Origin of the sequence: Clostridium sp. KNHs205 (genome assembly GCF_000702945.1) — a bacterium.
Classification (GTDB): domain Bacteria; phylum Bacillota; class Clostridia; order Lachnospirales; family Lachnospiraceae; genus Anaerocolumna.
The window spans coordinates 1,590,918-1,617,505 of record NZ_JNLE01000003.1; the positions used below are offsets into that span (position 1 = coordinate 1,590,918).

General features: G+C 39.6%; 24 protein-coding genes. 19 read left to right on the forward strand and 5 right to left on the reverse strand.

What is annotated here, in order from left to right; all coding sequences use genetic code 11:
* The first annotated feature begins 9 nt into the window (after positions 1-9).
* The 5 genes from BR73_RS0106890 (at position 10) to BR73_RS0106910 (ending at position 5,861) form a co-directional block, all read left to right on the forward strand.
* On the forward strand, positions 10-276 hold the full coding sequence (locus BR73_RS0106890) for an HPr family phosphocarrier protein (RefSeq protein WP_347463249.1): 267 nt from the start codon (positions 10-12) through the stop codon (positions 274-276).
* A 21-nt stretch (positions 277-297) separates the two neighbouring features.
* On the forward strand, positions 298-1,974 hold the full coding sequence (gene ptsP / locus BR73_RS0106895; RefSeq protein WP_033164938.1) for a phosphoenolpyruvate--protein phosphotransferase: 1,677 nt from the start codon (positions 298-300) through the stop codon (positions 1,972-1,974).
* A gap of 251 nt (positions 1,975-2,225) precedes the next feature.
* The gene (locus BR73_RS0106900) at positions 2,226-3,257 is read left to right on the forward strand and encodes a beta-propeller fold lactonase family protein (protein WP_033164939.1); all 1,032 of its coding nucleotides are present in this window, start codon (positions 2,226-2,228) and stop codon (positions 3,255-3,257) included.
* Between the two features lie 244 nt (positions 3,258-3,501).
* The gene (locus BR73_RS0106905; RefSeq protein WP_242860635.1) at positions 3,502-4,104 is read left to right on the forward strand and encodes a nitroreductase family protein; all 603 of its coding nucleotides are present in this window, start codon (positions 3,502-3,504) and stop codon (positions 4,102-4,104) included.
* A gap of 260 nt (positions 4,105-4,364) precedes the next feature.
* Positions 4,365-5,861, forward strand: coding sequence for a methyl-accepting chemotaxis protein (locus BR73_RS0106910; RefSeq protein ID WP_033164940.1), 1,497 nt, complete (start codon positions 4,365-4,367; stop codon positions 5,859-5,861).
* 401 nt (positions 5,862-6,262) lie between these two features.
* Here the strand turns inward: BR73_RS0106910 and BR73_RS0106915 are convergent, their stop codons facing one another.
* On the reverse strand, positions 6,263-6,874 hold the full coding sequence (locus tag BR73_RS0106915; protein WP_033164941.1) for a histidine phosphatase family protein: 612 nt from the start codon (positions 6,872-6,874) through the stop codon (positions 6,263-6,265).
* Positions 6,875-7,185: 311 nt separating this feature from the next.
* On the opposite strand from BR73_RS0106915, the gene BR73_RS0106920 reads away from it, so the two are divergent.
* The 5 genes from BR73_RS0106920 (at position 7,186) to BR73_RS0106940 (ending at position 13,468) form a co-directional block, all read left to right on the forward strand.
* Positions 7,186-9,003, forward strand: coding sequence for a histidine kinase (locus tag BR73_RS0106920; RefSeq protein WP_033164942.1), 1,818 nt, complete (start codon positions 7,186-7,188; stop codon positions 9,001-9,003).
* A gap of 382 nt (positions 9,004-9,385) precedes the next feature.
* Positions 9,386-10,699: an extracellular solute-binding protein gene (locus BR73_RS0106925; RefSeq protein WP_033164943.1), complete on the forward strand. Its 1,314-nt coding sequence runs from the start codon at positions 9,386-9,388 to the stop codon at positions 10,697-10,699.
* Between the two features lie 178 nt (positions 10,700-10,877).
* Positions 10,878-11,771 (forward strand): sugar ABC transporter permease, encoded by an 894-nt coding sequence (locus tag BR73_RS0106930; protein ID WP_033164944.1) that lies wholly within the window; start codon positions 10,878-10,880, stop codon positions 11,769-11,771.
* Positions 11,772-11,788: 17 nt separating this feature from the next.
* Entirely contained in the window at positions 11,789-12,634 is an 846-nt protein-coding gene (locus tag BR73_RS0106935) for a carbohydrate ABC transporter permease (RefSeq protein WP_033164945.1), read from the forward strand.
* 36 nt (positions 12,635-12,670) lie between these two features.
* The gene (locus BR73_RS0106940; RefSeq protein WP_033164946.1) at positions 12,671-13,468 is read left to right on the forward strand and encodes a response regulator; all 798 of its coding nucleotides are present in this window, start codon (positions 12,671-12,673) and stop codon (positions 13,466-13,468) included.
* Positions 13,469-13,725: 257 nt separating this feature from the next.
* Here the strand turns inward: BR73_RS0106940 and BR73_RS0106945 are convergent, their stop codons facing one another.
* Together BR73_RS0106945 and BR73_RS0106950 are read right to left on the reverse strand one after the other, a co-directional pair.
* Complete coding sequence (locus BR73_RS0106945) at positions 13,726-14,124, reverse strand: hypothetical protein (RefSeq protein ID WP_081848561.1); 399 nt, start codon at positions 14,122-14,124, stop codon at positions 13,726-13,728.
* Positions 14,125-14,150: 26 nt separating this feature from the next.
* Positions 14,151-14,474 carry a hypothetical protein gene (locus BR73_RS0106950; RefSeq protein WP_033164947.1) on the reverse strand — a complete coding sequence of 108 codons (324 nt, stop codon included), beginning with the start codon at positions 14,472-14,474 and terminating at the stop codon, positions 14,151-14,153.
* 269 nt (positions 14,475-14,743) lie between these two features.
* On the opposite strand from BR73_RS0106950, the gene trxA reads away from it, so the two are divergent.
* The 3 genes from trxA to BR73_RS0106965 all read left to right on the forward strand — a co-directional run bounded on the left by trxA (position 14,744) and on the right by BR73_RS0106965 (position 17,712).
* Positions 14,744-15,058, forward strand: coding sequence for a thioredoxin (trxA, locus tag BR73_RS0106955; protein WP_033164948.1), 315 nt, complete (start codon positions 14,744-14,746; stop codon positions 15,056-15,058).
* A 393-nt stretch (positions 15,059-15,451) separates the two neighbouring features.
* On the forward strand, positions 15,452-15,976 hold the full coding sequence (locus tag BR73_RS0106960; protein WP_051685022.1) for a cytochrome b5 domain-containing protein: 525 nt from the start codon (positions 15,452-15,454) through the stop codon (positions 15,974-15,976).
* Between the two features lie 35 nt (positions 15,977-16,011).
* On the forward strand, positions 16,012-17,712 hold the full coding sequence (locus BR73_RS0106965; RefSeq protein WP_033164949.1) for a S8 family peptidase: 1,701 nt from the start codon (positions 16,012-16,014) through the stop codon (positions 17,710-17,712).
* A 61-nt stretch (positions 17,713-17,773) separates the two neighbouring features.
* Here the strand turns inward: BR73_RS0106965 and BR73_RS0106970 are convergent, their stop codons facing one another.
* Positions 17,774-18,139: a VOC family protein gene (locus tag BR73_RS0106970; RefSeq protein ID WP_033164950.1), complete on the reverse strand. Its 366-nt coding sequence runs from the start codon at positions 18,137-18,139 to the stop codon at positions 17,774-17,776.
* A gap of 534 nt (positions 18,140-18,673) precedes the next feature.
* Here BR73_RS0106970 and BR73_RS0106975 point away from each other — a divergent pair.
* The 5 genes from BR73_RS0106975 (at position 18,674) to BR73_RS0106995 (ending at position 23,868) form a co-directional block, all read left to right on the forward strand.
* Positions 18,674-19,027: a BlaI/MecI/CopY family transcriptional regulator gene (locus tag BR73_RS0106975; protein ID WP_033164951.1), complete on the forward strand. Its 354-nt coding sequence runs from the start codon at positions 18,674-18,676 to the stop codon at positions 19,025-19,027.
* A 10-nt stretch (positions 19,028-19,037) separates the two neighbouring features.
* Positions 19,038-20,351: a M56 family metallopeptidase gene (locus BR73_RS0106980; protein WP_033164952.1), complete on the forward strand. Its 1,314-nt coding sequence runs from the start codon at positions 19,038-19,040 to the stop codon at positions 20,349-20,351.
* 45 nt (positions 20,352-20,396) lie between these two features.
* Complete coding sequence (locus tag BR73_RS27205) at positions 20,397-21,146, forward strand: hypothetical protein (RefSeq protein ID WP_051685023.1); 750 nt, start codon at positions 20,397-20,399, stop codon at positions 21,144-21,146.
* Positions 21,147-21,386: 240 nt separating this feature from the next.
* Positions 21,387-22,019: a Fe-only nitrogenase accessory AnfO family protein gene (locus BR73_RS0106990; protein WP_033164953.1), complete on the forward strand. Its 633-nt coding sequence runs from the start codon at positions 21,387-21,389 to the stop codon at positions 22,017-22,019.
* A gap of 103 nt (positions 22,020-22,122) precedes the next feature.
* On the forward strand, positions 22,123-23,868 hold the full coding sequence (locus BR73_RS0106995; RefSeq protein ID WP_033164954.1) for a collagen-binding domain-containing protein: 1,746 nt from the start codon (positions 22,123-22,125) through the stop codon (positions 23,866-23,868).
* Between the two features lie 45 nt (positions 23,869-23,913).
* Here the strand turns inward: BR73_RS0106995 and BR73_RS0107000 are convergent, their stop codons facing one another.
* On the reverse strand, positions 23,914-24,393 hold the full coding sequence (locus BR73_RS0107000) for a pyridoxamine 5'-phosphate oxidase family protein (protein ID WP_033164955.1): 480 nt from the start codon (positions 24,391-24,393) through the stop codon (positions 23,914-23,916).
* A 277-nt stretch (positions 24,394-24,670) separates the two neighbouring features.
* Between BR73_RS0107000 and BR73_RS0107005 the strand changes: the two genes are divergently transcribed.
* Entirely contained in the window at positions 24,671-26,467 is a 1,797-nt protein-coding gene (locus BR73_RS0107005) for a sugar-binding domain-containing protein (RefSeq protein ID WP_033164956.1), read from the forward strand.
* Positions 26,468-26,588 lie beyond the last annotated feature (121 nt).

The window sequence follows — 26,588 nt, forward strand, 5'->3', positions numbered from 1 at the left end:
AGGAGGTAAATGATGGTTACTCAGACTTTTATCATAAATAATAAAAATGGTCTCCATGCAAGACCTGCAGGTGAACTGGCTAAAATAGCAAGTTCCTGCCGTTCGGACATTATCCTTAAAATCGGAGAGAAAAAGATTAATCCGAAAAGTATCCTAAATATCATGGCGGCTGCAATACGCTTTGGCACAGAAATTGAGCTTGAGTGTACCGGCGAAACAGAAACCGAGGACTTAAAACGTCTGGGAGAAGCCATTGAACAAGGTTTAGGTGAGTAATTGTAAAGAAGGGGGAGCTTTATGAAGGTGCTGAAGGTGAAGCAGCCTGCTTCTGGCGGAATTGCCATGGGAAGGGCATATCTATATCAGCCGCAGGAAAGAAAGATAGCAGATTACAGAGTAAGTGCAGAAGACATGAAGAAAGAAATGGAACGATTTGAAGCTGCAGTTGCTAATGCCGCAGAGGAACTTTCTATACTTGCAGGAGAGAATCCCATATTTGCAGCCCATCTGGAAATGGTAAAGGACGTTACTTTACAGGAGGCAGTAACCGGTAAGATAAAAGAGGATGGTAATAATGCAGAAAAAGCAGTAGACCTTGCCTGTGAGGAGCTTATCCTTCTCTTTGAAGCCATGGAGGATGCCTACATGAAAGAAAGAGCAGCCGACATAAAGGATATCAGAGAAAGGCTTTTAGGTCAGTTAACAGGCACAGTAAAGAAAGCTGTCAGCTGTGAGAAGGATTCCATTCTGATTGCACCAGATTTAACACCTTCTGATACTTCTTCTCTTGACCTTGATAAAATACAGGGGCTGATTACCAGAGACGGAGGGGTCACCAGTCATGTGGCTATACTTGCTAAAAGCCTCTCGCTTCCTGCCCTGGTGGGAGTAAAGGACATTTTATCAGAGGTGTCAGACGGAGATTATATCATTTTGGATGGGTATAATGGCGAAATCCGAATCAATCCTTCAGAAGAGGAAAAACAGAAGTATCATGAGCTTGCCGGGAAACACAAGGAGGCGGAGCAAAAAATAAAGGAAGAGGAGAGCTTTCCCTGTATTACCAAGGATGGAAGAGAACTTCATCTCTGCGCAAATGTGGGCAATATAGAGGATATTAAAAAGGCTGTCACAAATCAAATCGATGGTATTGGATTATTCAGAAGTGAATTTCTCTATCTTGGCAGCAGCCATTTTCCTACAGAAGAAGAGCAGTTTGAAGCCTACAGGGAAGCTGCTGTAATCTGCGGAAGGGAAATAACAATAAGAACTCTGGATATCGGCGGGGATAAGACACTTCCTTACTATCCCATGGACAGAGAGGAGAATCCCTTTCTCGGTTTTAGAGCCATCCGAATATCCCTTCAGGAGAAAGAACTGTTTAAAACCCAGTTAAGAGCTATCCTTAGAGCAAGCGCTTTCGGTAAAATCAGGATTCTCTTTCCTATGATAATTTCCCTGGAGGAATTAAGGGCAGCGAAGTCAGTCCTCAGAGAATGCAGGGAGGAATTAAAGGCAGAAGCTATTCTCTATGATGAAGCCATACAGACAGGGGTTATGATTGAGACGCCTGCCAGTGTGCTCTGTGCTGAAGAATTGGCGAAAGAAGCGGACTTTTTCAGTATCGGCACCAATGATCTGACCCAATATCTGCTGGCAGTGGACAGAGGGAATACTAAAATTGCTGAGTTATACAATTCCTTTCACCCTGCTGTAATAAGAAGCATAAGACATGTAACAGAAAGTGCACATAAGTATGGAAAGAAAGCAGGTATGTGCGGTGAATTTGCCGGAAATGAGAAAGCTGCAGAGCTCCTCATAGGACTTGGGCTGGATGAGCTTAGTATGACAGCCTCCCTGATATCCGGTATCAGATACAGATTAAGAAGAATAGATTATGAGGCAGCAAGAAAACTTGCAGAAGAAGCGGTTAATAAAGCTACAGTTAGCGAAATTATGGAATTATTGCAGTAATACAGGTGTGGTGTGATTAAAGACCCAGGGGCTCATGAAACAGCCCCTGGGTCACTTTTTTGATTATTGCTTGCTATCAGGCAGCAGCAGTATTACAATAACAGTAAAAGTAGAAACAGGTAGAGGGTTGACAGCAAAGAGGGATTTCATCACGATACCCAAAATGGCGTTGAATCCCACAAACCGTACACTCAGATCAGCAAAGCAGTTTGCAGATGCATCATGGGTGGTCAAGCAGAAAAGAGGTAGCAATGAATCAAAAGGCAAGAGAATTATTGATAAGCGGATATGGGCCGGTAAATGGAGAAGCCTCCATGGGACTGTATGAACTATCCGGGGATTTTACAGAGGATAACAGGAGTTTTAGAGCATACAAGTCGAATCCTTCCTTTGCCTGCACCTGGAAGGATATGTTATTTACCGTTAGGGAAGAAACTGACAGCGGAAGTATCCTTTGTTATAAAAGAACAGAAGAGGGCTACAGCCTGCAGCATGAACTACAGCTTTCCGGAGGGGATTTGTGCCACCTGCTCTATGCACCGAAGGAAAGCGTGTTATATTGTTCCTTCTACAGTTCCGGAGATATTGCGGCAGTAAAGGTTCAAGATTATCATTTTACAGAGGTTTTGAATCATATCAAACTGCCGGTGAACCAGGAAACAGGACTGTCCCGGGCACACTGCTGTGAAAAGGAACCACAGGGCAGCAGGCTGTTATTTGCTGCCATAGCCCAGGATAAAATATTTGTATATGATACCGATGAGGGAAGAATTACAGCAGAAAGTCCTCAAACCTTTGTAAACCTTGATAAAGGCGCAGGCCCCAGGCACTTGAAATTCCATCCTGTCTTAAATTGCCTCTACGTTATAACAGAGTATTCTAATGAAATCTATGTCTATCTTTATGAAGAAAAAGACATAGTTCCTCTCTTTACGCTCCTTCAAAAGCTTAGTACCTTAGAGGAACAGTTTGAGGGTGAGAGTTTCGGCTCCAGTCTTGCCATATCCAGTGACGGCAGGTTCCTTTACGCTGCTAACAGAGGAGCTGACACCATTAGGGTTTATGATATTAATCCTGACGGAACTCTTGCAGTAAAGCAGGATGCTTCGGTAAAGGGTGAAGTTCCAAGGCATATTGCATTGACAAAGGATGACAGGTACCTGATGATTGCCAATCAGAAATCAGATCAGATAGTAATATATGGCGTTGAAGAAACGGGTAAATTATTAAATGTAGTAAAACGCATTGATTTTCCCACTCCTTCTTACGTAGAAGAAATCTAGTACCCGGTATATTATTATTTTAAAGAATGAAAATTAACTGCCCCAGATCTCAACAGACCTTAGCAAGCCGCCCCGAATACACCACTGAGCTGGGAATCCCAGCGATGTACAAATTACGAATAAGTACATCTGAAGCAGGTGCAGAACCCAAGAGAAACGTATAGGCTGCAAGGGACATATGCAGATTTAGAACTAATAATTATTTATAAAAAAGTGTGCCTGTAACACCTGGTTACAGGCAGATATGAAAGGACAGGCAATAAAAATGAGAGAACAGTTTAATGAACTGGTAACGGGAGCAAGAACCGTACGCAGATTTGAAGAAGAGAAAGAAATTACCCTGGAACAGTTAAAGGCTCTCGCAGATTTAGGCAGACTGTCACCAAGCGGTGCAAATTTACAGCCCTTAAAATATATACTGGTAAGCAGTAAAGAAAGCAGAGAAAAGGTATTTCCCTGTCTTTCCTGGGCAGGTTACTTAAAGGAATGGGAGGGCCCGGTTAAAGGGGAAAGACCGGGAGGTTATATTATCCTTTTAAGGGATAAGAACATAGCTGGCAAGGCTGGAATGGACGAAGGAATTGCAGCTCAGAGCATCTTTTTGGGTGCCGCTTACCAGGGAATAAAGGGATGCTTTATCGGCAGTGTGAAACGTGAAATTCTTGCAAAGGAATTGGAGATTTCTGAGGAGTATGAAATATCACTGGTAATTGCTCTTGGTTATCCCAAAGAAGAAGTAGTGGTAGAAGAAATCCGGGAAGGTAATGTGAAATACTGGAGAGATGAAAAGGGTGTACATCATGTACCTAAAAGGCCTCTTGAGGAAGTTATTGTAAAATCCTTTTAGTGAGAAAATGATAAATAGAGAAGAATTGGCACAAAGTACAAAAAATGCAAAGAAATGACAAAATAACTTATAAAACTACGTTAAAACTGTATCTATATTACTATAGTAATTTGTCGAAATATCATTATAATAAAGTTAGTCTTGTTGTAATTTATAACAAGACTGACTTTTTTTATTTATGGAATATGCGTCCTGTCAGGAGGCAGTTTAAGGCAGTGTCAGGCTTCACTGTGATAGAAAGATAGAAAGAGGGATGACAAATGAAGAATACAGATAAGAAGGTTTTTGATCTAAAGAAAATGCATCGGATAAACCTGATCATTACAGTTGCACTTGTTACACTGATTGTTGGTCAGATACTGATTTATCGCGGTATAGGGGAAAATATTAAGTTTCTCTTCATTGGTATTGGAATTATCGGAGTTGCTTGTATTAACTATCTCCTGCGTATTAATGATTACGTTAAAGGTTTTATATTTGCCTTTCTCCCCGCACTGGTAATGTTTGCTTTGTTTTTTCTGGACAAATATGCGTTGAATAAGCATTATATCATATTAATAACCATAATGATGGCTGCTATTTACTTTAAGAAGGAACTGCTGCTCACCTTTTGGGTATTTATCAATATCGGAATGTTCGTATCATTTTATTTTAAACCGGAAACAGTAATGGGTGACGATTTAAGATTACCTACTTTTCTTATAGTAATGACTTCAATGAATGCAATACTTTTACTGCTCTTTCTTCTGACAAAATGGGGCAGAATTCTTATTGATGCTTCTGCAAAAAAGGAAGAAGATGCACTTACTCTGTTAAAGGAACTTGAAAATACCTGTACTTCTCTGGAAGAGGGAGTAGCTACCCTTGACCATAATATAACAGGCTTCACTGTAAATACCGGAACAATCAATGAATCCAGTGACCGTATTGTAGATACAGTAAAACAGATGGCACAATCCATACAGGAAGAGGCTTTAAGCGTCAGTAATATGAAATCAACCATGGATCGTTCGCTTCATGAAATAGACAATGCAGTATCAGTATCTCAGGAGGTGGTATCAAAGACTGAAAGAATGAACCGCAAGGTTAAGGATAGTCATGATAACATCAGCCAGGCAACGGATTATGCAATAAAAGTAAATGAAGTTATGGGAACTACCACAGAAACAGTATCAGACTTAAGAAATAATCTTGAAGTTGTAAATTCTCTGCTGGAGGGGATTAAACAAATTGCGGGACAGACCAATATGTTGGCTTTGAATGCAGCAATTGAATCAGCAAGAGCAGGAGAACAAGGTAAGGGATTTGCTGTAGTTGCAGATGAGATTAGAAAACTTGCGGAAGAGAGTTCAAAGATAGCCGGAAATATTTCAGAAGTAACCAAATCCCTGTCTGATAAAGCAAAAGATGCAGATGAGAAATCCTTAGAGGGAGGAGAAGCAGCAGGGAGGATACAAATGCTTCTTAAAGGTGTGAATGAAAGCTTTCAGGAGTTCATGGAAGATTATAGCCTTTCCAATAAAACCCTGGGTGACAATATGGAGCTGATCGGCAAAGCAGCAGACAATTTCCTGGAGGTTCAGAGGGAGATAGATAAGGTGGCAGAAAGGGCAGAGGATAATACAGCCTCAGCAGAAGAAATACTGGCAACCCTTGAGAATGAGAACAGCCTGATCACCCAGATGAATTCATCTGTTATTGATCTTAATAACCTGAGCGCTGATATGAAAGTGCTTATAAATTCAAGAAATAAATAAGATTTAGGCTTAAATAACCATTGGTAGATATAAGCAGTTAAGAATACAGGTCTGATTACAGTTTTGTGTAAACTCTTTTACAAGTTTCACGGAATTTAAAAGGGTCTTAAGAATGCATACATAACTGATGCATACATAACTGATGCATACATAACTGATGCATACAGTAAGAAAAGGCTGTAGCAAATAAATGAAAAGCGGTAAGAAACTCTTAACCTTCCTGTAAGGTACTGCCTGATAAACATGAAGCCGGCTTCAATGCTAAAAGCAAAATTTGAGCGTTTTAGCATATAAAGCCGGCTTTATGTCTTTCAATCGGTGTGTAAAGACACGCAAAGAAGCTTCTTACCGCAATACTGTTTAAAATGCAACAGCCTCTTCTGGATATAAAGGTTTTGGAATTACACTAAATGACCGGTTTCGTTAAAACTCTTAAGAACGGGGTATCCGCCGTCTCTGAATATGATTTTTGTTATGGCGGTGTTATCCACGTAAAAGTGATGGTACATGGTCATTTTCCATTCAAAAAGTCCTATTAGGGCAGCTTTTATGATGCCGCCATGGGCAACAATAAGGATTCTTTTTCCTGAATGTTTTCCTGCAATTTCTCTTATGGTGGCAGCAGCTCTGTTGCTTGCATTTAAGATAGAAAGGTCGCCGCCTACAAAAGCACCTTCTGCTTCATCACTTCTCCATTTAGACATTTCCTCAGGATATTTATGTTCAATCTCTTCCAGGGTAAGCCCCTCAAAGATTCCAAAATTAATTTCTCTGATTCCTTCACAGGGCAATACAGTTAAACCGGTATCCCTGCACAAAATTTCAGCAGTTTCTACTGCTCTTACAAGAGGACTTGCATAGACTGCATCAAAATCAACAGCTATAAGATTCTTTAAGGCCTTCGCCTGATTTCTTCCTTCCTCACTTAGTTCTATATCGGTACTCCCCTGGAATTTCCCTAATTTGTTCCACTCAGTCTCTCCGTGTCTTACCAGCCAGATTTCCGTATTCATAGTTACCTCTTTTCTGATTATTATCCTGTAAGCATCCTGTCAAGTATAACATAAAAACACTTTTAAAAGCAAATACTGCAACGCATTTTACACGGCGGTATGAAGGATAACTTTAAAATGGCCGATGAGATTGGCATATAATTATACATTCATAGGTTTAAAGTGAGTATTTTTCAAACTAAGATTGCAGGGTAAAATTGGCTATGCTACAATAAAAGTATGATATTGTACAGGAGGAAAGAGTGAACGGGGAATCCTTTCACTCCCCCTGATTTTGTAAGTGTGCCAAGGCACACAGACGGGAGCCAGATATGATACTGCCCATTAATAAGAAAGGTACGCCCATATCCTTAAAGAGAGCACTTTTATTGGTGACAGTCATATGTTTCACTGTCCCGGTCATAGTATTTATGGTATTTATATTCTCCTATTACAGAAATAATATAATTCGAAAAACAGAAACTCTTATGGCGGAAAGTTTAAAGAATTACACCTCTTTCCACAGTCAGAAGCTAAATGAAGCAATCGAGAGTTCCAAGAAAATATCTTATGACCTTGTACTGGAAAAGGCCTGGAGAAAGCTGGAGGCTGGCGAAATATCAGAAGCTGGATTTTATAAAGAGGTTATTGGAAATCTCAAAAGCAAATACATAAATGATAACCGGTTCTTAATGTCGGTGTTCTATCTTAGTGAGGATACTGACAGGCTCTATTATACTACCAGAGAGCAGAGCAGTTATATACAGATATACAACAGGGAAGTGAAGCATTTTGCGGAGGATATTACAAGAGACAACAATTCTGATGCCCATGTTAAAATCATCAATGGCAGGATCTATATCATACGCAACCTCTACACGACCAGGAATTACACGAAGTTTGGAACACTGGTGGTGGAGCTTAATAAAGATAAGCTCTTTGATGGTATTAATATCAATAAGGACTATGACCTGGGATTCTTTGTTGACAATGCCGGTGAGATGATTGTTTATAACAGCGGTTTTAAAGAAACAGGAGAGAAGGAACTCTTAAAGACTCTTAGGGGAAAGTTCGCAGCGAAGAACAACCGAAAGATGCTTCAGGTTGAGGATAAGACCTACCAGGGAGTATTGTATCAGCAGAAATTTGATGATTATTATTATGGTGCGGTGCTAATAGCCAATAAGGAGGTGCTTTTTAGCGAAATACGTGCCTTAAATAATCTGGTACTTTTTAATATTCTTATAATAGTACCGGTATTTATCTATATGTTTTATTTTATTTCTCACAATATTACAAAGCCCATGGAACGTATGGTTAAGGCTGCTAAGAAAATAGAAGGAGGAGAATTTGGCTGGCAGGTTAAGGGGGAAACCATGCCGAATCAGGAGTTTACCTACCTTTCCGATGGCTTTAACAAGATGTCCTCTGAGGTGAAATACCTCTTTGACTATGCCTATAAAGAACAGCTTGCGAGAAAGGAGGCAAAGATACTGGCCCTGCAATCCCAGATTAATCCTCATTTCCTGAACAATACCTTGGAAATGATGAATTGGCAGGCCAGATTATCAGGGGACGAGGCGGTATCCAAAATGATAGAGGCCCTGGCGGTACTGCTGAATCAGAGTATGGGAAGAGAAAACCGGAAGCTCACGACTCTGGCTGAAGAATTAAAGGGAGCAGATGCTTATATTTACATCACAGCCATGCGGTTTGGTGACCGGATACGTTTTGAAAAGCAAATTGATGAATCCCTGCAGAATGTACAACTGCCGCAGCTTATACTGCAGCCGCTTCTTGAAAATGCTGTGGTACACGGGGTATATACGGTAAAAGGAGGAATCATCAGACTTGTGGTCTACAGAGAGGAGGAAAGGGTTATTTTAAAAATAACCAATACAGGGGAGTTAAGTAAGGCAGAAGAAACCAGAATAAAGAATCTGCTGGAGGGTGCAAATACAGCATTGCCTGAAGGCAGAGGAAGGCATACCTCCTTAGGAATACGTAATGTGAACGAACGTATTCAGCTTATATTCGGGGAGTCTTACGGACTATCAATTTATTCAGAAGGGGAAATGGTAGTATCAGAGGTTACCATTCCATGTAAGTGGGAGAGGGAAGAGGAGAAAAAATTACAGGCAGAAGCTTAATATTATAGGTTAAGTGTGCTGCCGAAAAAGGCATTATGCCGAAAAAGGCATTATGCCGAAAAGGGCATTATGCCGAAAAGGGCATTATGCCGGAAAGGGTATTATGCCGGAAAGGGTATTATGCTGAAAAGGGTATTATGTCGGAAAGGGTGAATGGAAGGTAAATGATAATTAAACAAGATAATACAAATAATGTCAAGATGGGAGAAGGCGGGGAGACTTTAAAAGAGGTATAATAATCCATTATATACCGCGACAGTGGCAAGATGCCGGAAGAAGTGAAAGAAAATTAAATATGAAAGGATGCCACATAAATATTTTTTCACTTTTTAATTAGTGGCTGTATGGCTCTGATTAATAAGCCATATGCAATGGTGTAGGTATGAAGATAACGGTGAAATGGCTGTCCTTGCTATTAGCTGTAGTTCTGGTTCTTTCATTGGCAGCCTGTAGTAGTAAAAATAAATATAATAGTGTTGATGCTTTCGGAGAGGAAGATGACAATATAGAAACTGAGGGTGAGAAGAATCCGGTAACCCTTACAACCATATCCATGTATGGCGGAACAGATCCTAATGCCGCTAATTATCAGGCTGTTATCAGTCAGTTTATGGAGGATTATCCTTATATTACGGTAGAAGACGATTCTCAGGCTGCTGATCAGGACTGGAAAACCAGAATAGCAGCAGATTTTGCAGTAGGCAATGAACCGGATGTGATTCAGTATTTTACCGATGCTAATGCAAGTGATGTCCTGGCGGCAGATAAATTTGTCACAATTGATGAAATCAAAGCAGTATATCCGGACTACGCAAAAGATACGTTGGATTCCGCTTTAGAAGCAGCCGCCAATCCGGATGGTGTGAGGAGGGCAGTACCTACTACCGGCTATTGGGAGGGACTGTTCTGTAATAAAGACCTTTTTGACGATTACGGACTTGCTCTGCCTGATACCTGGGATAACATGGTGAAGGCAATTGAAGTCTTTCAGGCAAATGATATCATTCCCATTGCAGTTTCTTTGAACAATGTTCCACATTACTGGGTGGAGTATCTGCTGTTGTCCGCAGCAGGACCTGAGGAATATACGAAGGTACCAAAGACTGTACCTGAAGACTGGTGCAAGGGACTTGCCATGTTCAAGACTCTAAGAGATATGGGAGCCTTTCCTGTAGATACAGACACAATAGACAATGATCTGGCCGGTGAATTATTCAAGACCAAAAAGGCAGCCATGCAGTTAGACGGTTCATGGTATGCCAGCGGTGTAACCGATCAGATAAATACTGTGGTAGTGGAATTACCGGTGATACCGGGAGGTAAATCCAAACCAGGTGCAATGGTAGGTGGAATCTCTTCCGGATTCTATATCACTAAAAAAGCCTGGGAGGACTTAGATACAAGGGATGCAGCAGTGCAATTTGTTATGGCAAATACCAACAAAGAAGCTGTTTCCATGTATTGGGGCGGAAACGGTCAGGCTGCAGCAGTCGTTAACCCCAGCAGCAATATGACACCTCTTGGCTTGTCGGGACTGGAATACAGCAACCGGGCAACCAGCAGTTCACCACCCACCGATTCGAGAATTTCTCAGGAAGCTTATAATACCTTAATTGCCGGTATTGTAGATATCTCAACAGGGGCAAAAGCGCCGGAGGAATTACTGAATGAAGTACTGGCTATTAATGCAAAGTAGACAGTAGGATATTCCCAATAATTATAATTTTCTAAATATGGCAACGAAAAAAAGGGCTGCTGAGAAGCCTTTGGGTTCATAGCCGGAGGCTTGCAGCTGCCTTTTTTGTACCCAATTATGCCTAAATATGTGTAGAATCACAGGTTAAAGGTAGACACGCCTTAGCAAGGGGGCAGTAATGTTATATAAAAAGAAGTTACCAATGTTCATTTTTTTACTGCCGGGGCTGGTCTTAATGTTCTTGTTTCTCTACCTTCCCTTTGGAGAAAACATTATGGACAGCTTATATGATCTTCAGTTTTTGGTTAAGGTACCCGGACAGGAGCTTCATTTTATTGGTATAGAGAATTATGAGAAGCTGTTAATGGATGAGCGGTTTAGAACAGCACTTATAAATACCTTTAAATTAATGGGATTTACAGTGGTATTTCAGGTAGGTATAGCATTGCTCCTTGCTATCTTTGTGAGTTTTCTTAAAAGAGGCCATAATTTTTTTCGAACTGTTTATTTTTTTCCTATTGTAATTTCTTCAACAGCCATAGGTCTTATATTTAAACTTTTTTATTATTATAACGGAGGTATGCTAAACCAGTTACTTGAGATGCTGGGTCTTGAACCTGTCAACTGGCTGTCCCCCGAGTACGCATTTACCATGATATCAATTCCGGTAATCTGGAGTTATGTGGGGTTTTATTTTGTGATATTTCTGACCGGCATAAATGAAGTACCGGAAGAACTGTATGATGCTTCCAAAGTAGATGGCTGTCTGGCCTGGCAGCAGGTATATTATATCATTCTTCCGTTAATGAAGAATGTGATCAGTACCTGCCTTGTATTGGCTGTAACCGGTGCGGTAAAGGTCTTTGACCTGCCTTGGGCAATAGCACCCAAAGGGGCCCCTCAGGGAAAGACTCACTTTCTGGGAACCTTTCTTTATGAGCAGACATTTAACATAGGAAATATAGATTACGGGTCAGCTATTGCATTTGTAATTGTATTAATCGGATTGCTGGTAGCTCAGATAATAAACAGAATGTTTAACAGGTTGTTAAAGGAAGAAGACAGCCTTTAAGGAGGGAAATTGATTTAATGGCAGTAAACAGCAGACAGAAAAGACTTTCCCCTGGTGGTTTTGTAATCCGGACAATCCTGATTCTATGGGCGGTAACAACAACCTTTCCCTTTCTGTGGGTTATCAATAATTCCTTTAAACCATCAGAGGAAGTTATAAATACGTCCTTTGCTTTGCCAAAGGAATTTACCCTTGGGAATTATACCAATGCTTTTGAGAAACAAAATATTTTGAAAGCTTATAAAAATAGTCTGATAATTTCCGGAACAGTGATGATAGTATGTATGCTGCTTGGTGCTATGATGGCATTTGGAATGACCAGATACTGTTTTCGGGGAAAGGCTGTAATACACAGTCTGCTGTTTGCAAGTCTTATGTTTCCGGTATACTCTACTATAATACCAGTGTTTCGTAATATGGCAGGACTGGGGCTTTTAAATCAGCCAATCAGCGTAATACTTCCTCAGGCGGCAGGAAACCTTAGTTTTGCGGCTGTGGTATTGATGGGGTTTCTTAAGGGCTTACCATTAACTTTTGAGGAGTCTGCTTATCTGGAGGGAGCGGGTACGGTAAAAATCTTTACTGCAATTATCCTGCCCCTGTTAAGACCTTCCATAGCAACAGTTGCAGTCTTTAGCTTTTTATGGTCTTATAATGATCTGCTGACACAATTGATTATGCTAAGAAAACGTTCCAGCCTGCCAGTCAGTGCACTTTTAATTGATATCAGCTCGAAATACGGAACAGATTACGGGCTGATGGCTTCCTGTGTTACTCTGATAGTTATACCAGTCCTGATAATCTATTTCATTTTACAGAAATACATTATCAAAGGATTGACAGCGGGAGCGGTTAAGGGATAAAATCAAATTAAACAGATACTTGAAATGGAGAATACTATGTTCAAGGTAATGATTATCGATGATGAGCCTATTATTGTAGAGGGAATCAAGAGAATAGTTCCCTGGGAAAAATACAGGTGTCGTATTATAGCAACAGCCAATGACGGTATTGAAGGCAGCAGATTGATAAGAGAACTGAAACCGGATATTTTATTTTCTGACATCTCCATGCCAGGACTTGATGGGCTCAGCATGGTTGCAGGATTGAAATCGGAATTTCCGGGTATTAAGATTAGTATACTGACGGGGTATCGGGATTTTGACTATGCCCAGAAGGCTATAAACCTTGGTGTCAGCAGGTATCTATTAAAACCCTCCAGCCTGACTGAGATAGAAGAAGCAATTGCAGTAATGACGGAGGGGCTTACAGACGTTGATCAGTATGAGGATAAGGTCTGTGCAGAGGAGAATACAGCAGACAGTGAGGAGAGTAAAGCAGCAGGGAGTTTCATTGTATTTCATGCAATCCAGTTTATGGAAGAGAATTATAACAGGAAAATTACTCTGTCTGAGGTGGCAGAAAAGACTTATATCAGCCAATGGCATTTAAGTAAGCTGTTGAATAAACATATGGGACTTAATTTCTCAGAAATTCTCAATAATATCAGAATTAAGGAAGCCAAGAAACTTCTTAAAAATTCATCTCTTCGGATAGGAGACATTGCCTGGGAAGTAGGATTTATGGATATTGCTCATTTTTCCAAGGTATTTAAGAAACTGACAGGTTTGTCAGCCAATGAATACCGTAACAGTATTCTCTTAAAAGAGCTGACAGAGGATGAGAAAAAACAATAGAACAACACACAGGAAATAGAAAAGGCGATTATTAATTCAAGCAAGCAACTATTATAAAAACAACTAATAAAGCAATAATTATAATAAAATAACAATTATAAAAACAATAATAATAAAAAGCAATAATTATAAAAAACCAACTATTATAAAAAAATATACATAGAAAAGGGACTGCTTTAAAACAGTTGAGGTCAAAGTACCACATCCTGTTTAAAGCAGTCCTTATTAAATTATGCTGTTATTTTCAGGGATTGGTTTTAAATTGCATTGTGGCAGAAGGCTACGATACTTTCGATAGGAATGTCACAAACAGAGCCTAGAGATTCGCGTTCGCGTCTGTGATGATGTCTATGACCACATCCACAGTCGTCGTCGCGGTCACGGTCACGGTCGCGGTCGAAATCGCCACAGCAGGAACTTCCAAGAGGACAATCAGGAGCTTCACCCTGTCTGGAGTCGATGCGAACAAACTCACAGTTAACAGAAAGAAGAACACCTGTAAAACCGCATCCGGAAACACCGCCACTTGCAGTAAAGATAATAACCGTCTGGCCTACAAATCTACACATATGATTAATGAAACTCTGGTTATTGTTATTAAAACCGTTGTTAAAACCATTGTTGAAACCATTGTTAAAACCATTATTAAATGACATATTGAACCCTCCTAATTTTCAATAAATTAAACAGCGTTATGGCAAAAAGCTGCAATCTTATCAATGGGGATATCACAAACAGAACCTAAAGAACGCCTACGGTCGTGACGGTCGTCATCGGAACCAAGATCCCTGCAGCAAGAACTGTTAGGGCCACCGATAGGATTTGATGGTGCACTACCGAAATCTGTTACGATCTGTACGAATTCGCAGTTAACAGCAAAGAGAACGCCTGTAAAACCACATCCGGAAACACCGCCGCTTTTCGTGAAAATTGTTACGGTCTCGCCAATAAAATGACGAAGATGAGCAACTAATGACTGATTTGAGCTAAAACCTCCACATGCCATATGAATTCCTCCTTAAAATTATTAGGTCATCCGACTGTCTGTCGTCTATAACCATACTTTATAATATGGCGGAGGAATTATAATGTGACATATTATTATCATAAAAAACAAAAAAAAATAAATAAATTTATAAACCCCTTTATTCAGGAAAAAAAAGTCTAAATGTACAGATATCTCTGTATTTTTCAAATGTAACTTCATCACAGACGAAAGCCTGAAAATGATTATAATAAGCATATAAATATAAAAAATATAAAGGAGTGTGTAGTATGAGCGTATTAAAAATAACGAGAGACAATTTTGATAAAGAGGTTTTAGAATCTGAAAAGACCGTTCTGCTGGATTTTTGGGCATCATGGTGCGGACCCTGTAAAATGGTATCCCCTATTATTGATCAGGTAGCAGAAGAAAAGAAAGATTCAATAAAGGTAGGTAAGATAAATATAGATGAAGAGGAAGAACTTGCAGCCAGATTCAGAATCATGAGCATTCCTACACTGGTTGTAATAAAGGATGGAAAGGTTGTAGACAGTACAGTCGGAGTTAAGCCTAAAAATGCTATTCTTTCCTTATTGTCTGAATAAATCCCCTCTTAATGCGGCAGCTCAAGATAACGACCATGTAAAAGATACCTGATAGTATTCTTTACAGTGGAGGTTATCCTGTAGCTGCTGTTGTTTTTTGTCTTTTGAAAGTATACTAAGAAGTCTTAAACAGAATAATTTCTCAGAAGTCTTTGCAGAAAAATTGCATGGAATATTTATTATAATATTTATCTTAAGCATTTCCAAAATTTTATCCGGATAATTTCCGGTATGTTTATACACAATATCCGCTGTAATAATATCCTATTATATTTCCTAGAATATATTATCTATCCCTTTAATATAATTAAGCAGATTAATAAACTAAAAAGCATGCCTGAATATAGTAAGAAGGCAGTTCGTGATGAGTTAAAGTGAAGGGAGAATACCAGCATGGAGGCATACGGACTGAAAGAGAAACTGGGAGATTTCCAGAAAGAAATTACATATTATAGCCAGATGCAGATATATTCATCCAACCCATATGATAAAAAGTATTATGAGGAGCTTATACAGAGCAGTACAGACCGCCTGACAGTAGAATTGGCAGAGATATTAAGTATTAGGGCAGAGGGGGCCGGACATCCAGGTATATCAGCAGCAGAGGAGCAGGGAACAGAAGGCGAAAATACCAATACGGAACAGCCACCGGCAGATGGGCAGGCTGCGGACAAGGCATTTACCATAAGTGAGCTTGCCGCATATGACGGCAGCCAGGGACGACCTGCCTATGTAGCAGTTAACGGTATAGTTTATGATGTAAGCGATAAACCTGCCTGGGCTGGCGGGATGCATTTTGCAGGATTAAGAGCAGGAAAAGACTTAACGGCGCAATTTACAAGCTGCCATAGAGGAATGGAAAGTGTATTGACCCAGCTTCCTGTTGTTGGCACTTTAGCCTCTGAAACCAGTGAATAGGAAATTTAAATAATTAATCGCAGGCAGGTGGTTATATGACTGAGTCGGAAAGATATAAGATAATCAGTAACGATTATGCGGATATATTAGCTGAAGGTTACGAAAAAATTAATACGCTAACCAAGGAAGAAAATTATACAGTAAACAGAATAAATGACAACTATGCAGTTTATCATGTCCCAGTACCTGAATTAACTGTAGATAGTGTATTGAAATTCGGATACCAGTATTTGCCGAAATGCTATGGATTGATGAATTTATCAAGCGCTGAGGCATCAGGAGTACTAAGATTAAGAAATAATCCGGCTTTGGAACTAAGAGGTCAGGGAGTGCTGGTTGGTTTTATAGATACCGGAATTGATTATACAAATCCTATATTCCGCTATGCGGATAATACCAGCAGAATAGCAGCTATCTGGGATCAGGGAATAGATAGTGACAGATATCCGAAGGACTTCTATTATGGAACAGAGTACACCCAATGGGATATCAATACTGCATTGCTGCTTGAGAATCCTTACCGGATAGTTCCAAGCAGAGATGAGAATGGTCATGGAACCATGTTAGCAGGTATTGCCGCAGGGGGAGATGATATAGCAGAAGAATTTACCGGGATAGCGCCGGATGCAGAAATAGTCGTTGTCAAGTTAAAAGAGGCAAAACAGAATCTAAAGGATTTTTTTCGCATACCGCCTAATACAATATGTTATCAGGAAAACGACATAATGATGGGAATACAGTACCTTATTAACATGGCTGAACAACTGGATCGGCCAATAGCTATCTGTATTGGTATTGGCTCCTCACAAGGGGCACATGAAGGCGAAGGAGTTTTCAGTCATTATATAAACGATGTAGGTAAGTTAGCAGGAAAATCCATTGCAGCTGCAGGAGGTAACGAAGGAAATACCAATCATCATTATTATGGTCAAATTAATCCAAGCACAGATTTTGATGTTGTAGGATTAAATATAGGAGAAGGAGAACAAGGATTTACAATGGAGCTTTGGGGGTTCGCACCCAACATTGTCGCGGTAGAAGTATATTCGCCGGAGGCAGCTCTGGTTACCAGGATCTCCGGTATATTTCTGCAAAGAAAAACGCAGACCGTCAATCATGGGGAAACCACTATCTATGTAGACAATCAGTTTAGTGAAGAGAGAACAGGGAATCAGCTTATGATGTTCCGATTTGTCAATCCAACGCCGGGATTATGGAGATTAGTTGTTTCCGGCAGCGGAGATTTAATGCTGCGATACCATATTTGGCTTCCTATCAGTAACTTTCTTACTTCAAATACCTATTTCATTAACGGAAACCGGGATACTACCTTATCAATTCCGGCAAATGCTTTAAACAGTATATCTATCTCAACTTACAATCATCAGAATCAGAGCCTTTATTATTTCAGCGGAAGAGGTTTTACCAAAAGCGGCGGACTGAAACCGGATGTAGCAGCACCCGGGGTATCAATACTGGCACCGGCTCTGGGGGAAGGCTTTTATAGTGTAACGGGAAGCAGTGCGGCAACAGCACATGCAACCGGTGCTATTGCATTAATGCTGGAATGGGGAATAGTAAAGGGAAATATTACCAACTTAAATAATATATTGTTAAGGAGAATCCTCATAAACGGAGCAAGGAGATTTCCGACTATCACCTATCCAGATCAGGGCTGGGGATTCGGAACTCTGGATATCTACCGTGCAATACAGAAGTTTTATAATGAAGACTGATATAATAAATGGATTGAAGTAAAAAAGGTGATTCCTTTCTTGCTTCAATCCATTTATTATTTTAGGCAATGTGCTCTGCAAATTGAACGCTCAGACCATCGGGATCCTTCACATAGATAAAACGGATACTGGGGTTAGGTTGTATGGGACCGCCAGTAACGGGGATTTCTTTTTCTTTCAGCAGTTCCATCAGCTTTTCCAGTGATTCTGTTTCAAAACCAATAGAGATATCCTTTCCCATTGAAATCTCGTTCTGATCTTTTTGATAGATGAGTTCCAGCTTTGTTTCACCGGTTCCCATAAATATAATTTCCTTGTCAGGGCCGGAAAAGTAATGTCTGTCAATAGAAAGCCCCACAATTTCTTCGTAAAACTTAACGGATGCTTCCAGATTACTCACATGAAGGGTACACCAGTTAAAATGCATACTATTATCCTCTTTTCAATAAGATTATAACTTTAATTCTAGCAGAAGAAATATAGGAATTCTATAGAATATTTCATGTATACTCTATTATTGCCTTGTAAGAAAATTAAGTGAAGATTATTTAAGGCAGTACCGGGTATAATATTACAAAATATAACAAATTCTACTTGCGTAGTCTGTAGATAATTATTGAGCATAGGAATAAATGGTTATAGTTTATACAAATAAGAAAATAATTTAAGCAGTTGTTTTTTCAAGGAAGGTGCTAAATTTTAATAGAAATTCCATAAATGCCCATATGTTAAGAGGGATAATATAGTAAATTAGTCGCGGTATTTCCAGTGAAATAACGATAATAAGGATAAATTGCGGAAACAATTCGATGAAAGAACAAATATTAAGAAAATATGATAAAAATCGATTAATATTAAAAAAATATTGCGATATTATTAAAATGTCAGTTGACAAATACTGTCACGTATGATAATGTTTTAAGTGTAAAACTATTGCAATAGTTATTATAGGAGATTAAGAATGAAACTTTTCGATTCAGAATTAAAAATCATGGACGCTTTATGGAAGAGGGGGGACTTATCAGCTGGAGAACTCGCCAAAATATTAAAAGAGGAAACAGGCTGGAACCGTAACACCACCTATACAGTAGTTAAGAAATGTATAGATAAAGGTGCAGTTGAGAGATACGGTTCAAAATTTATGTGTAAAGCATTGGTTACTCGTGAAGAGATCCAGCAGGAACAGACCACTGAGCTGGTGGAGAAGATGTTTGAAGGATCTTATGAGAAATTCTTTGCAGCCTTTTTAAATGAAGGGTATTTATCACAGGAAGAAACTGAGAAGCTTAAGAAAATTGTAGACGAAGCTAAATGAGGTGATAAGTATGGAGCTTTACCGGATATCCCTTGCTTCTTCCTTACTGATCGTATTCATATTAGTATTAAGGAAGATTGCTGTATATAAGCTTCCTAGAAAAACTTTTGCAATACTGTGGAAGATTGTATTGTTAAGGCTCCTGATACCCGTAACCATAAAGATACCTGTTCCTGAATTCTTGGTGTCGGTAAAGGATAAAATGAAGCTGACAGAGAATGCTCTTATTACTTCTGCTGTTACAAGAGGTATGGAGGGTACGGTAAACTCTGGTGAGATAATAGCGAAGAAGTCTGCAATAGGAATTGTAGTTTTTTCAATCTGGATGGCAGTTACCGGGGTATTATTTTTATTATTTATGATTAATTACATGAGAAGCCGGAAGCATGTAAATGAAGCAATGCCTTCTAATAATGATTATGCAAGAAGATGGCTCAGACATCAAAGAATAAGACGTAAAGTCCGATTATTATCTTTTGACCGAATTACTTCGCCTGTAACAGTGGGAGTATTAAGTCCCAGGATAATACTTCCAAAGGCAATGGAGGCGGACAGGGGTAAGCGGCTTAATTATGTACTGTTCCATGAAATGATATATATCAGGCGGTTTGATATAGTCTGGAAACTCTTATCCATGATAGCTGTGTGTATACACTGGTATAATCCATTTGTATGGATCATGTATAAACAGTTTAACAAGGACATTGAGACAGCCTGTGACGAAGGTGTTATAGAAGTGTTCGGAAACGAAGCAAAACCGGATTATGCCTATGCAATTATTCAATTAATGGAAAAGAAACCGCAAGCTGCATTTTTGTACAATGGATTCGGTGAAAAACCGGTGGAAGAAAGAATAGTCTCCATTATGAAATTGGGGAAGAAGACGAAAACCAGTATGACAGTATCAATTACAGTAATCATGATGTCATTGATAGTATTTATTAATACCGTTGCACTGGGGGCTATGGATGATAGCCAATTTGTAATAAAATTAGGCTCATTTAACGAAGGGGAGATCGTTGATGGGCATCCCAAGAACTTAGAGGCCAGAAGTTATTATCCGGTTAATGAAAACGGATATACTTATGGTAAGGCATCACAGCAAATTAACATTTTACCTGACCTGATATATGTTGAGTCAATTAATGGTGAAGAGGGTTATGCCTATGCTAACGAGATTTGGGGATATGAGAGTCTTAATCTGATGAAACAGGGAGCAGATAATAATCGGGATTCTGATTTAGACGGACAGAAAATGGATAAGATATGTAATGTTTATAAATATGATGGGGAAACTATTATAGGAACATATAAAATTAATTAAAGGGAAGTTATAACAATTAAAATCTTTTCATAAAAGGAGAATTTTATGTTAAACAAAAGATTAAAGAGTTGCTTTTCTGTAGTTATTGCACTAACACTTGTTCTTATTAATATTTCTGTCGTCAAAGCGGGTATAGCAAGTTCGACGTATGTTCAGCATAACATAGGTTCTTATACATATTATGACAGAGCAGTAGTTCATACTAGTTCTGGCACAGCATGGGGAACGACGGAAATATATACATCCGGATATACTAATGTTCCTGTAGGATATATGGGAGCTTTAGCACAATTACTTAGGGCAGACGGCGCTATTTGCAAATCCACATCTTTCAGATATAATACCACATCCACATCTGCTCTGGCTGTATCAACAGATACGCATTCAACGTCAACATCATATACAAGTTTTGGTCTGACTGCATATTACAATGGTAGCAGTTATACCAATTACATAACTACTACTACACCTTCATTATCACTTAGCTCCAGTTTGCTGGCTGCAACATTAGAAGCACCGGCAGTTGGTTTAGCCGAAAATGAGAATGGTCAGACTTATGGTAGTGCTTTTGTCGGAGCCATTACAGGTGAAATGCCTGACCTGGTTAAAGCAGTGACAACTGACGGCAAGGTTGGATACCTGAATGTCAAAGACTTGTTACTGGATACACCGGCTACACCGGAAGAAGCAATCGCGCTAAGTGCATATTCTGAGGCTAATTCAGTAATACCCGTTTATGCTGAGGATGGAACCACTGTAGTAGGAGCTTTTAAGCTTGTAACTAATGTTGAGTAAAAAATTATAGTGTATTTAATTCATGATTGGATCTAATTTTTAACTTTGAGGGGATTGTTAAAATATAGATAGAGAAAAGGCTGCCGGTTGGCAGCCTTTTCTTCTGTCTTATATGTGATAAAAACTTATTTAATTAAAGGAATATCCCATAAAATACTTAGATTATTAATTGCCTGTATATATCCCTTTGTATTATGATAAGCTAAAGTTTTTACAACAGCATATGAGAAAGGGGTCATTATGGAGAAAAAGATCGCAGTATTTTGGGATAAGGATAAGAATATTGCTTCCCCACAGGAAGCAGGTGAACTTACTATATACAATTTTGAAAGGGGAAAGTGGTATGCAAAAGAATTTCTTGATATAACCAATTTATTTGAAGGGGGTATTACCAGTGTACGAAACAAGACCTTAGGGCTGGTTAAGAAGCTTGGCGATTGCAGGGTGATTGCAGGAAAAAATATTACTGGTGTCATTTATAATATATTCGACAGTGAAGGTTTTATTATATCAGAGCTTACTGTGTTTACAGAAGAAGAGCTGGAATACCTGTACAGCCAAATTGAAGAACAGCTTAAAGGTATGGAAAGAGAGAGGGAAGAAGCGCGGCTTATACCAACAGCACCATTTGAAACTGAGGTGAAGGGAGATTACTTTTTTGACTTTAGCTTACTTAAAAATACGGGGACCAATCATTCTTCCAAAAGTACTATTCTCCCCTTTTTAAACACTGCAGACTATCGGCATTTGGAAATTATCTGCGACCATGTTATGCCCTGGTTTGAGGAAGAAATGAAAAAGAGAGGTTTGTATTACATAGTGAAAGAAAGAGAGGATAAGAAGATTAGTATATCAATAGAGAAGAAACATTAACAATATTCATGTTCTTCTTATATAAACTGGCACAAATATCTTCGGAGCGAATAAAATGAATTGAGAATAATGTTACAGTGCTAGGTAATATACAGGAGAATATATGAATGATGAGTATTATTACAATGGGGCCATATCAGGTGTTGGTATCCCTTATGATGATATTAACTGGTACGATATAGAAGGTTCTCCCTTTGGTTCGGCAACAGCTTTTAATGTTATTGTTTTTGGTGATGCCAATAATATAATCGATGTTGAAGGAGCTATGGCAGTTGGAGGTACCTTCTATAGTCCAAGAGGGATAAGTATTGGTTTCGAAAGAAGAAACGGTCAGGTAGATATTGGATATTCCCCTGATTTGGTTCGTTTTATGGTAGGCGGTAACACGACTTTTATGGGACCTCTCGTTGTTGTTGGTCATGTAGTTGGAAACGGCAGCTTTCAAGTAGCAAAAGGAAGTACTTATCTGATTGGTAAAGATGGTACCCCGAATCAGAAACAGGAACTTGCTTTTCTTTATCAGGCTAATAACGGAAGCAGATACTGGGAACCATCTGATAAGGGAGATCATTATCTTATATCCAGTTATGACGTTCCTCGTTTCATACCTGCAAGCAGAATAGAAGCAAATGTTACAGCTTTCTTCCAGGATGCAAGGGCAAGCATTGAAGCATATAAGGAGTGTATCGAGAACCTTCCGGTAAACGGTACGATAACGGATAATTACCATGAATGGATATTAAGAGGAACTGACCCTGTACAGAATGTTTTTTCAGTTGATGTAAGGCCTAACGGCATTATCAATAAAGGTCTGCGTGCTGAAGTTCCTGAGGGAAGCCTTGTTATAGTACGTATCAGATCCGGTGCTCATGCTCATCTGCAATATGGTGTTATGGGTGAGGAAAGTAAAGCAAATCATACTATTTATGTATTTGAAGATGCGCAGCAGATTCACATGGAAACACCTGCTGATATCTGGGGAAGTATTCTTGCACCTCAGGCTATGTTCCACGCACATCAAACCGGCGGTCATGTAAGCGGTAATGCAGCTTTAGGCGGCTTTGCTGTTAATGCAAACAGCGGTTTTGAATTCCATCTCTATCCATTCGTAGGCGGGTTAGTATGTGGTGCACCGCAGCCGGCACCGGCTCCGGCACCGGCACCGGCACCAATTCCGGCACCAGCACCAATTCCAGCACCAGCACCAACTCCAGCACCAGCACCAGCTCCAATCCCAGCACCAGCACCTCCAACCCCAAGACCGACCCCACCGGCACAGCCAAGACCGACCCCGCCGGTACAGACCGCACCAGCGCAACCAAGACCGACCCCGCCGGCACAGCCAAGACCTACTCCGCCTGCGCAGCCAGCTCCGGCACAACCAAGACCCACACCACCAGCTCGTCCAAGACCGACCCCACCGGCAATGACCTGTCCTGTTTGCCCGGAACCGGAACCCTGCCCTGTCTGCCCCGATATCGAACCAGAAATAATACCATTTCCTGTTCCTGTACCCGTACCGATTATTCAGGAACCGAAAGCGTGTCCTGTTTGCCCTGAAATAAAAGAATGCATCATAACACCCGGAATTATCTTTGGCTGTGTATGGGGCTGCGATTGTCATAAAACACATGAGTGGGAAGTTAAACTCTATACAGTATGCGATGATTGTAAGAAACTCATTTATTGTGAGAAAATATGCCGTTTCGGATGCTTTAAATTTGAGGTACCTTATAACGGCTGTTATGTTCTTGAAGTATGCCCGGCTGATAAGGCTACAAAACAAAGCTGCTGTAAACCAAAGGTTACTCTTAAAAATATCGGTGTTGCTAATTTTATGCTCTGCTAATAATAAAATCTGCTGTTCCAGGAACAAAGGAACAGCAGATTTTCATTAGATGGTATTTGTAGTTAATCTTTTTCCGGTAACAGAATGAACCTTTAATTTATAAACAGCCACACCTTCCAGTGCTTTGTCAGGGAAAGTGAAAGTGGAATCATCAGAATACTGACGCATCAGGAGAGTCAGTGCTTCGCGTTTTTCTTCCGTTTCTAATATAATCATCTCACCATTACCGCAAACGCTTTCAAATTCCATGGTGTATTTACAGGCTTCCTCATCCACAATCAATTTATGAGAACAGTCCATCTCAAAAGCTGCATGGTTGTTTTTCTCAATCAGGTCGAGCTTTAGACCTTTCTTAGCTCCATGAAAATAGAATTCCAGATTCTCTGCATCATAGTTACATCCGAAATTTAATGGGACGATGTATGGATAGCCTTCATTAAATAGAGCAATCCTCAGTGCATCACATTTTTTAATTATGGAAAAAATCTCGTTTATATCTGTTATTTCTCTGTCTTTTCTTCTCATGGCTTCCTCCCTGTGGTTAGCACCCGTGCTTATGTTACCTCACGGTGAATTCTTTATTTAACACACTATCACAAAACTTCAAAATTTAAAAGTATCAGTTTAAATTTTTTAAGTAGGTGTATAATATAAAAGTATGAAAAAAACAGAAAGTATGTGCTATACTAAGATTTGTATGAGTGAGCAGTTGTTAATGAGAGGTCTTTAATAGGGAGGCACTGACATAGCTGCAGTTCCATTAAAAGTACATATTAGAGAATCGCCTGAAAGTGAGGTTGCCATGGCAGTAAATGATTTTGTAAGGATGTTTTTATTAAAAAATAAGAAAACGACAGCAAATCAGCTGTATACAACCTGGGGAAAAGCTCTGAAAAAGAATGAAGTTCTTAAGGAGTATCCAAGACCTCAGCTGAAAAGAGAGAATTATAAGATTTTAAATGGGCTATGGAATTATACGATAACGGATAATAAGAGATTACCCAGTCATTATGACGGGCGTATCCTGGTTCCTTTTTCGCCGGAAAGTGTATTATCCGGAGTTAACAGGCAGGTAATGCCTAAGGATTATCTCTGGTATGAAAGAAAAATTACCATAAAAGAGTTAAGAGCAGGCCATCGGTTACTGCTTCATTTTGGTGCAGTAGATCAATACGCCAGAGTTTATGTCAATAAGAAAAAAGCTGCCAGTCATTTGGGAGGTTATCTGCCATTTACAGTTGATATAACAGAGCTGCTGGTGAAAGGGAAGAATCAGATAATTGTAATGGTCCGTGATACCAGTGATACATCGTATCATAGCAGAGGTAAGCAGAAGCTGCACAGAGGCGGAATGTTCTATACGGCTCAAAGTGGTATCTGGCAGACCGTCTGGATGGAATGGGTGCCTGAATATTATATAAAAAATCTTAAGCTTACACCATTATATGACGAGGCAAGGCTTCAGATTGAGCTTGAGATGAATCAATTAAAGGAAGGACCGGATTTTCCGGTATGGCTCCAGATTGCCGATAAGGGTGAGGTGATTGCGAACCTTGAAGTTGTGGGAAATAAATTCCTGGTTCCCATTAATAATTTTAAGCCCTGGACTCCGGAGAATCCGCATTTATATGATTTAACCTTAATGGCAGGTGAGGATAAAGTTGAGAGTTACTTTGCCATGAGAAAAATAGAAGTTAAAAAAGATAAAGAAGGAATACCAAGAATCTTCCTCAACGGAGAAGCATATTTCCAAAATGGGGTGCTGGATCAGGGGTATTGGCCTGATGGGCTCTATACGGCACCCAGTGATGAAGCGATGATCTATGATATCAAGACCATGAAGGATTTAGGGTTTAACATGTTAAGAAAGCACATTAAAATAGAACCCTTAAGATGGTATTACCATTGTGACCGGTTGGGAATGCTGGTATGGCAGGATATGGTAAATGGCGGTGAGAGTTATAATATGCTGCTATTAGGCTATCTGCCTAACTTTTTCCCAAGACTGGCAGAAAGAATCAAAGACGACTGGTATCCATTCTTCTCAAGGCTCAATGCGAAAGGAAGGCAGGACTGGAAAAATGACTGTGCTGGTACCATCGACCTGTTGTACAATTCTCCCAGTGTGGTAGTATGGGTTCCCTTTAATGAGGGTTGGGGACAGTTTAATGCAGAAGAGGCAGTAGAATTAATCAGGGCGATAGACTCAACCAGATTAATTGACCAGGCAAGCGGCTGGTTCGATCAAAAGGGTGGAGACTTTAAGAGTATCCATAACTATTTCAGGAGATTACGAATTGTGCCGGAGAAAAGAGCAATTGTCTTGTCGGAGTTCGCAGGTTATGCCTGTCCTATTCCTGACCATATGTATTCCAAGGAGATCTATGGCTATAAAATATACCGTAACAGTGAAAACTTTGAAAAAGCTATTCGGAAATTATATAAAAAAGAGGTACCGGGTCTTATCAAGGAGGGTCTCTCTGCTGCTGTATTCACTCAATTGTCAGATGTAGAAGAGGAAATAAACGGTCTTTTAACCTATGACAGAAAAGTATTGAAGGTAAAGAAATTGCCTGTTGTTCCAAGTAATTACCAATAAATATAGACTTAAAAGGGTATAAGAGCTGCCTGATAATGAAGGTTAAGATATAAGAAACCCCTTGGCTTTCCTGTAATGCACTGCCTGAAAGACATATTACCGATTTTGTGTGCGAAAAGAG

What these genes read in the sequence shown, in the direction of transcription:
- BR73_RS0106890 (WP_347463249.1), top strand. Translation starts at nt 10, where the DNA reads ATGATGGTTACTCAGACTTTTATCATAAATAATAAAAATGGTCTCCAT.
- ptsP (WP_033164938.1), top strand. Translation starts at nt 298, where the DNA reads ATGAAGGTGCTGAAGGTGAAGCAGCCTGCTTCTGGCGGAATTGCCATG.
- BR73_RS0106900 (WP_033164939.1), top strand. Translation starts at nt 2,226, where the DNA reads ATGAATCAAAAGGCAAGAGAATTATTGATAAGCGGATATGGGCCGGTA.
- BR73_RS0106905 (WP_242860635.1), top strand. Translation starts at nt 3,502, where the DNA reads ATGAAAGGACAGGCAATAAAAATGAGAGAACAGTTTAATGAACTGGTA.
- BR73_RS0106910 (WP_033164940.1), top strand. Translation starts at nt 4,365, where the DNA reads ATGAAGAATACAGATAAGAAGGTTTTTGATCTAAAGAAAATGCATCGG.
- BR73_RS0106915 (WP_033164941.1), bottom strand. Translation starts at nt 6,874, where the DNA reads ATGAATACGGAAATCTGGCTGGTAAGACACGGAGAGACTGAGTGGAAC.
- BR73_RS0106920 (WP_033164942.1), top strand. Translation starts at nt 7,186, where the DNA reads ATGATACTGCCCATTAATAAGAAAGGTACGCCCATATCCTTAAAGAGA.
- BR73_RS0106925 (WP_033164943.1), top strand. Translation starts at nt 9,386, where the DNA reads ATGAAGATAACGGTGAAATGGCTGTCCTTGCTATTAGCTGTAGTTCTG.
- BR73_RS0106930 (WP_033164944.1), top strand. Translation starts at nt 10,878, where the DNA reads ATGTTATATAAAAAGAAGTTACCAATGTTCATTTTTTTACTGCCGGGG.
- BR73_RS0106935 (WP_033164945.1), top strand. Translation starts at nt 11,789, where the DNA reads ATGGCAGTAAACAGCAGACAGAAAAGACTTTCCCCTGGTGGTTTTGTA.
- BR73_RS0106940 (WP_033164946.1), top strand. Translation starts at nt 12,671, where the DNA reads ATGTTCAAGGTAATGATTATCGATGATGAGCCTATTATTGTAGAGGGA.
- BR73_RS0106945 (WP_081848561.1), bottom strand. Translation starts at nt 14,124, where the DNA reads ATGTCATTTAATAATGGTTTTAACAATGGTTTCAACAATGGTTTTAAC.
- BR73_RS0106950 (WP_033164947.1), bottom strand. Translation starts at nt 14,474, where the DNA reads ATGGCATGTGGAGGTTTTAGCTCAAATCAGTCATTAGTTGCTCATCTT.
- trxA (WP_033164948.1), top strand. Translation starts at nt 14,744, where the DNA reads ATGAGCGTATTAAAAATAACGAGAGACAATTTTGATAAAGAGGTTTTA.
- BR73_RS0106960 (WP_051685022.1), top strand. Translation starts at nt 15,452, where the DNA reads ATGGAGGCATACGGACTGAAAGAGAAACTGGGAGATTTCCAGAAAGAA.
- BR73_RS0106965 (WP_033164949.1), top strand. Translation starts at nt 16,012, where the DNA reads ATGACTGAGTCGGAAAGATATAAGATAATCAGTAACGATTATGCGGAT.
- BR73_RS0106970 (WP_033164950.1), bottom strand. Translation starts at nt 18,139, where the DNA reads ATGCATTTTAACTGGTGTACCCTTCATGTGAGTAATCTGGAAGCATCC.
- BR73_RS0106975 (WP_033164951.1), top strand. Translation starts at nt 18,674, where the DNA reads ATGAAACTTTTCGATTCAGAATTAAAAATCATGGACGCTTTATGGAAG.
- BR73_RS0106980 (WP_033164952.1), top strand. Translation starts at nt 19,038, where the DNA reads ATGGAGCTTTACCGGATATCCCTTGCTTCTTCCTTACTGATCGTATTC.
- BR73_RS27205 (WP_051685023.1), top strand. Translation starts at nt 20,397, where the DNA reads ATGTTAAACAAAAGATTAAAGAGTTGCTTTTCTGTAGTTATTGCACTA.
- BR73_RS0106990 (WP_033164953.1), top strand. Translation starts at nt 21,387, where the DNA reads ATGGAGAAAAAGATCGCAGTATTTTGGGATAAGGATAAGAATATTGCT.
- BR73_RS0106995 (WP_033164954.1), top strand. Translation starts at nt 22,123, where the DNA reads ATGAATGATGAGTATTATTACAATGGGGCCATATCAGGTGTTGGTATC.
- BR73_RS0107000 (WP_033164955.1), bottom strand. Translation starts at nt 24,393, where the DNA reads ATGAGAAGAAAAGACAGAGAAATAACAGATATAAACGAGATTTTTTCC.
- BR73_RS0107005 (WP_033164956.1), top strand. Translation starts at nt 24,671, where the DNA reads ATGGCAGTAAATGATTTTGTAAGGATGTTTTTATTAAAAAATAAGAAA.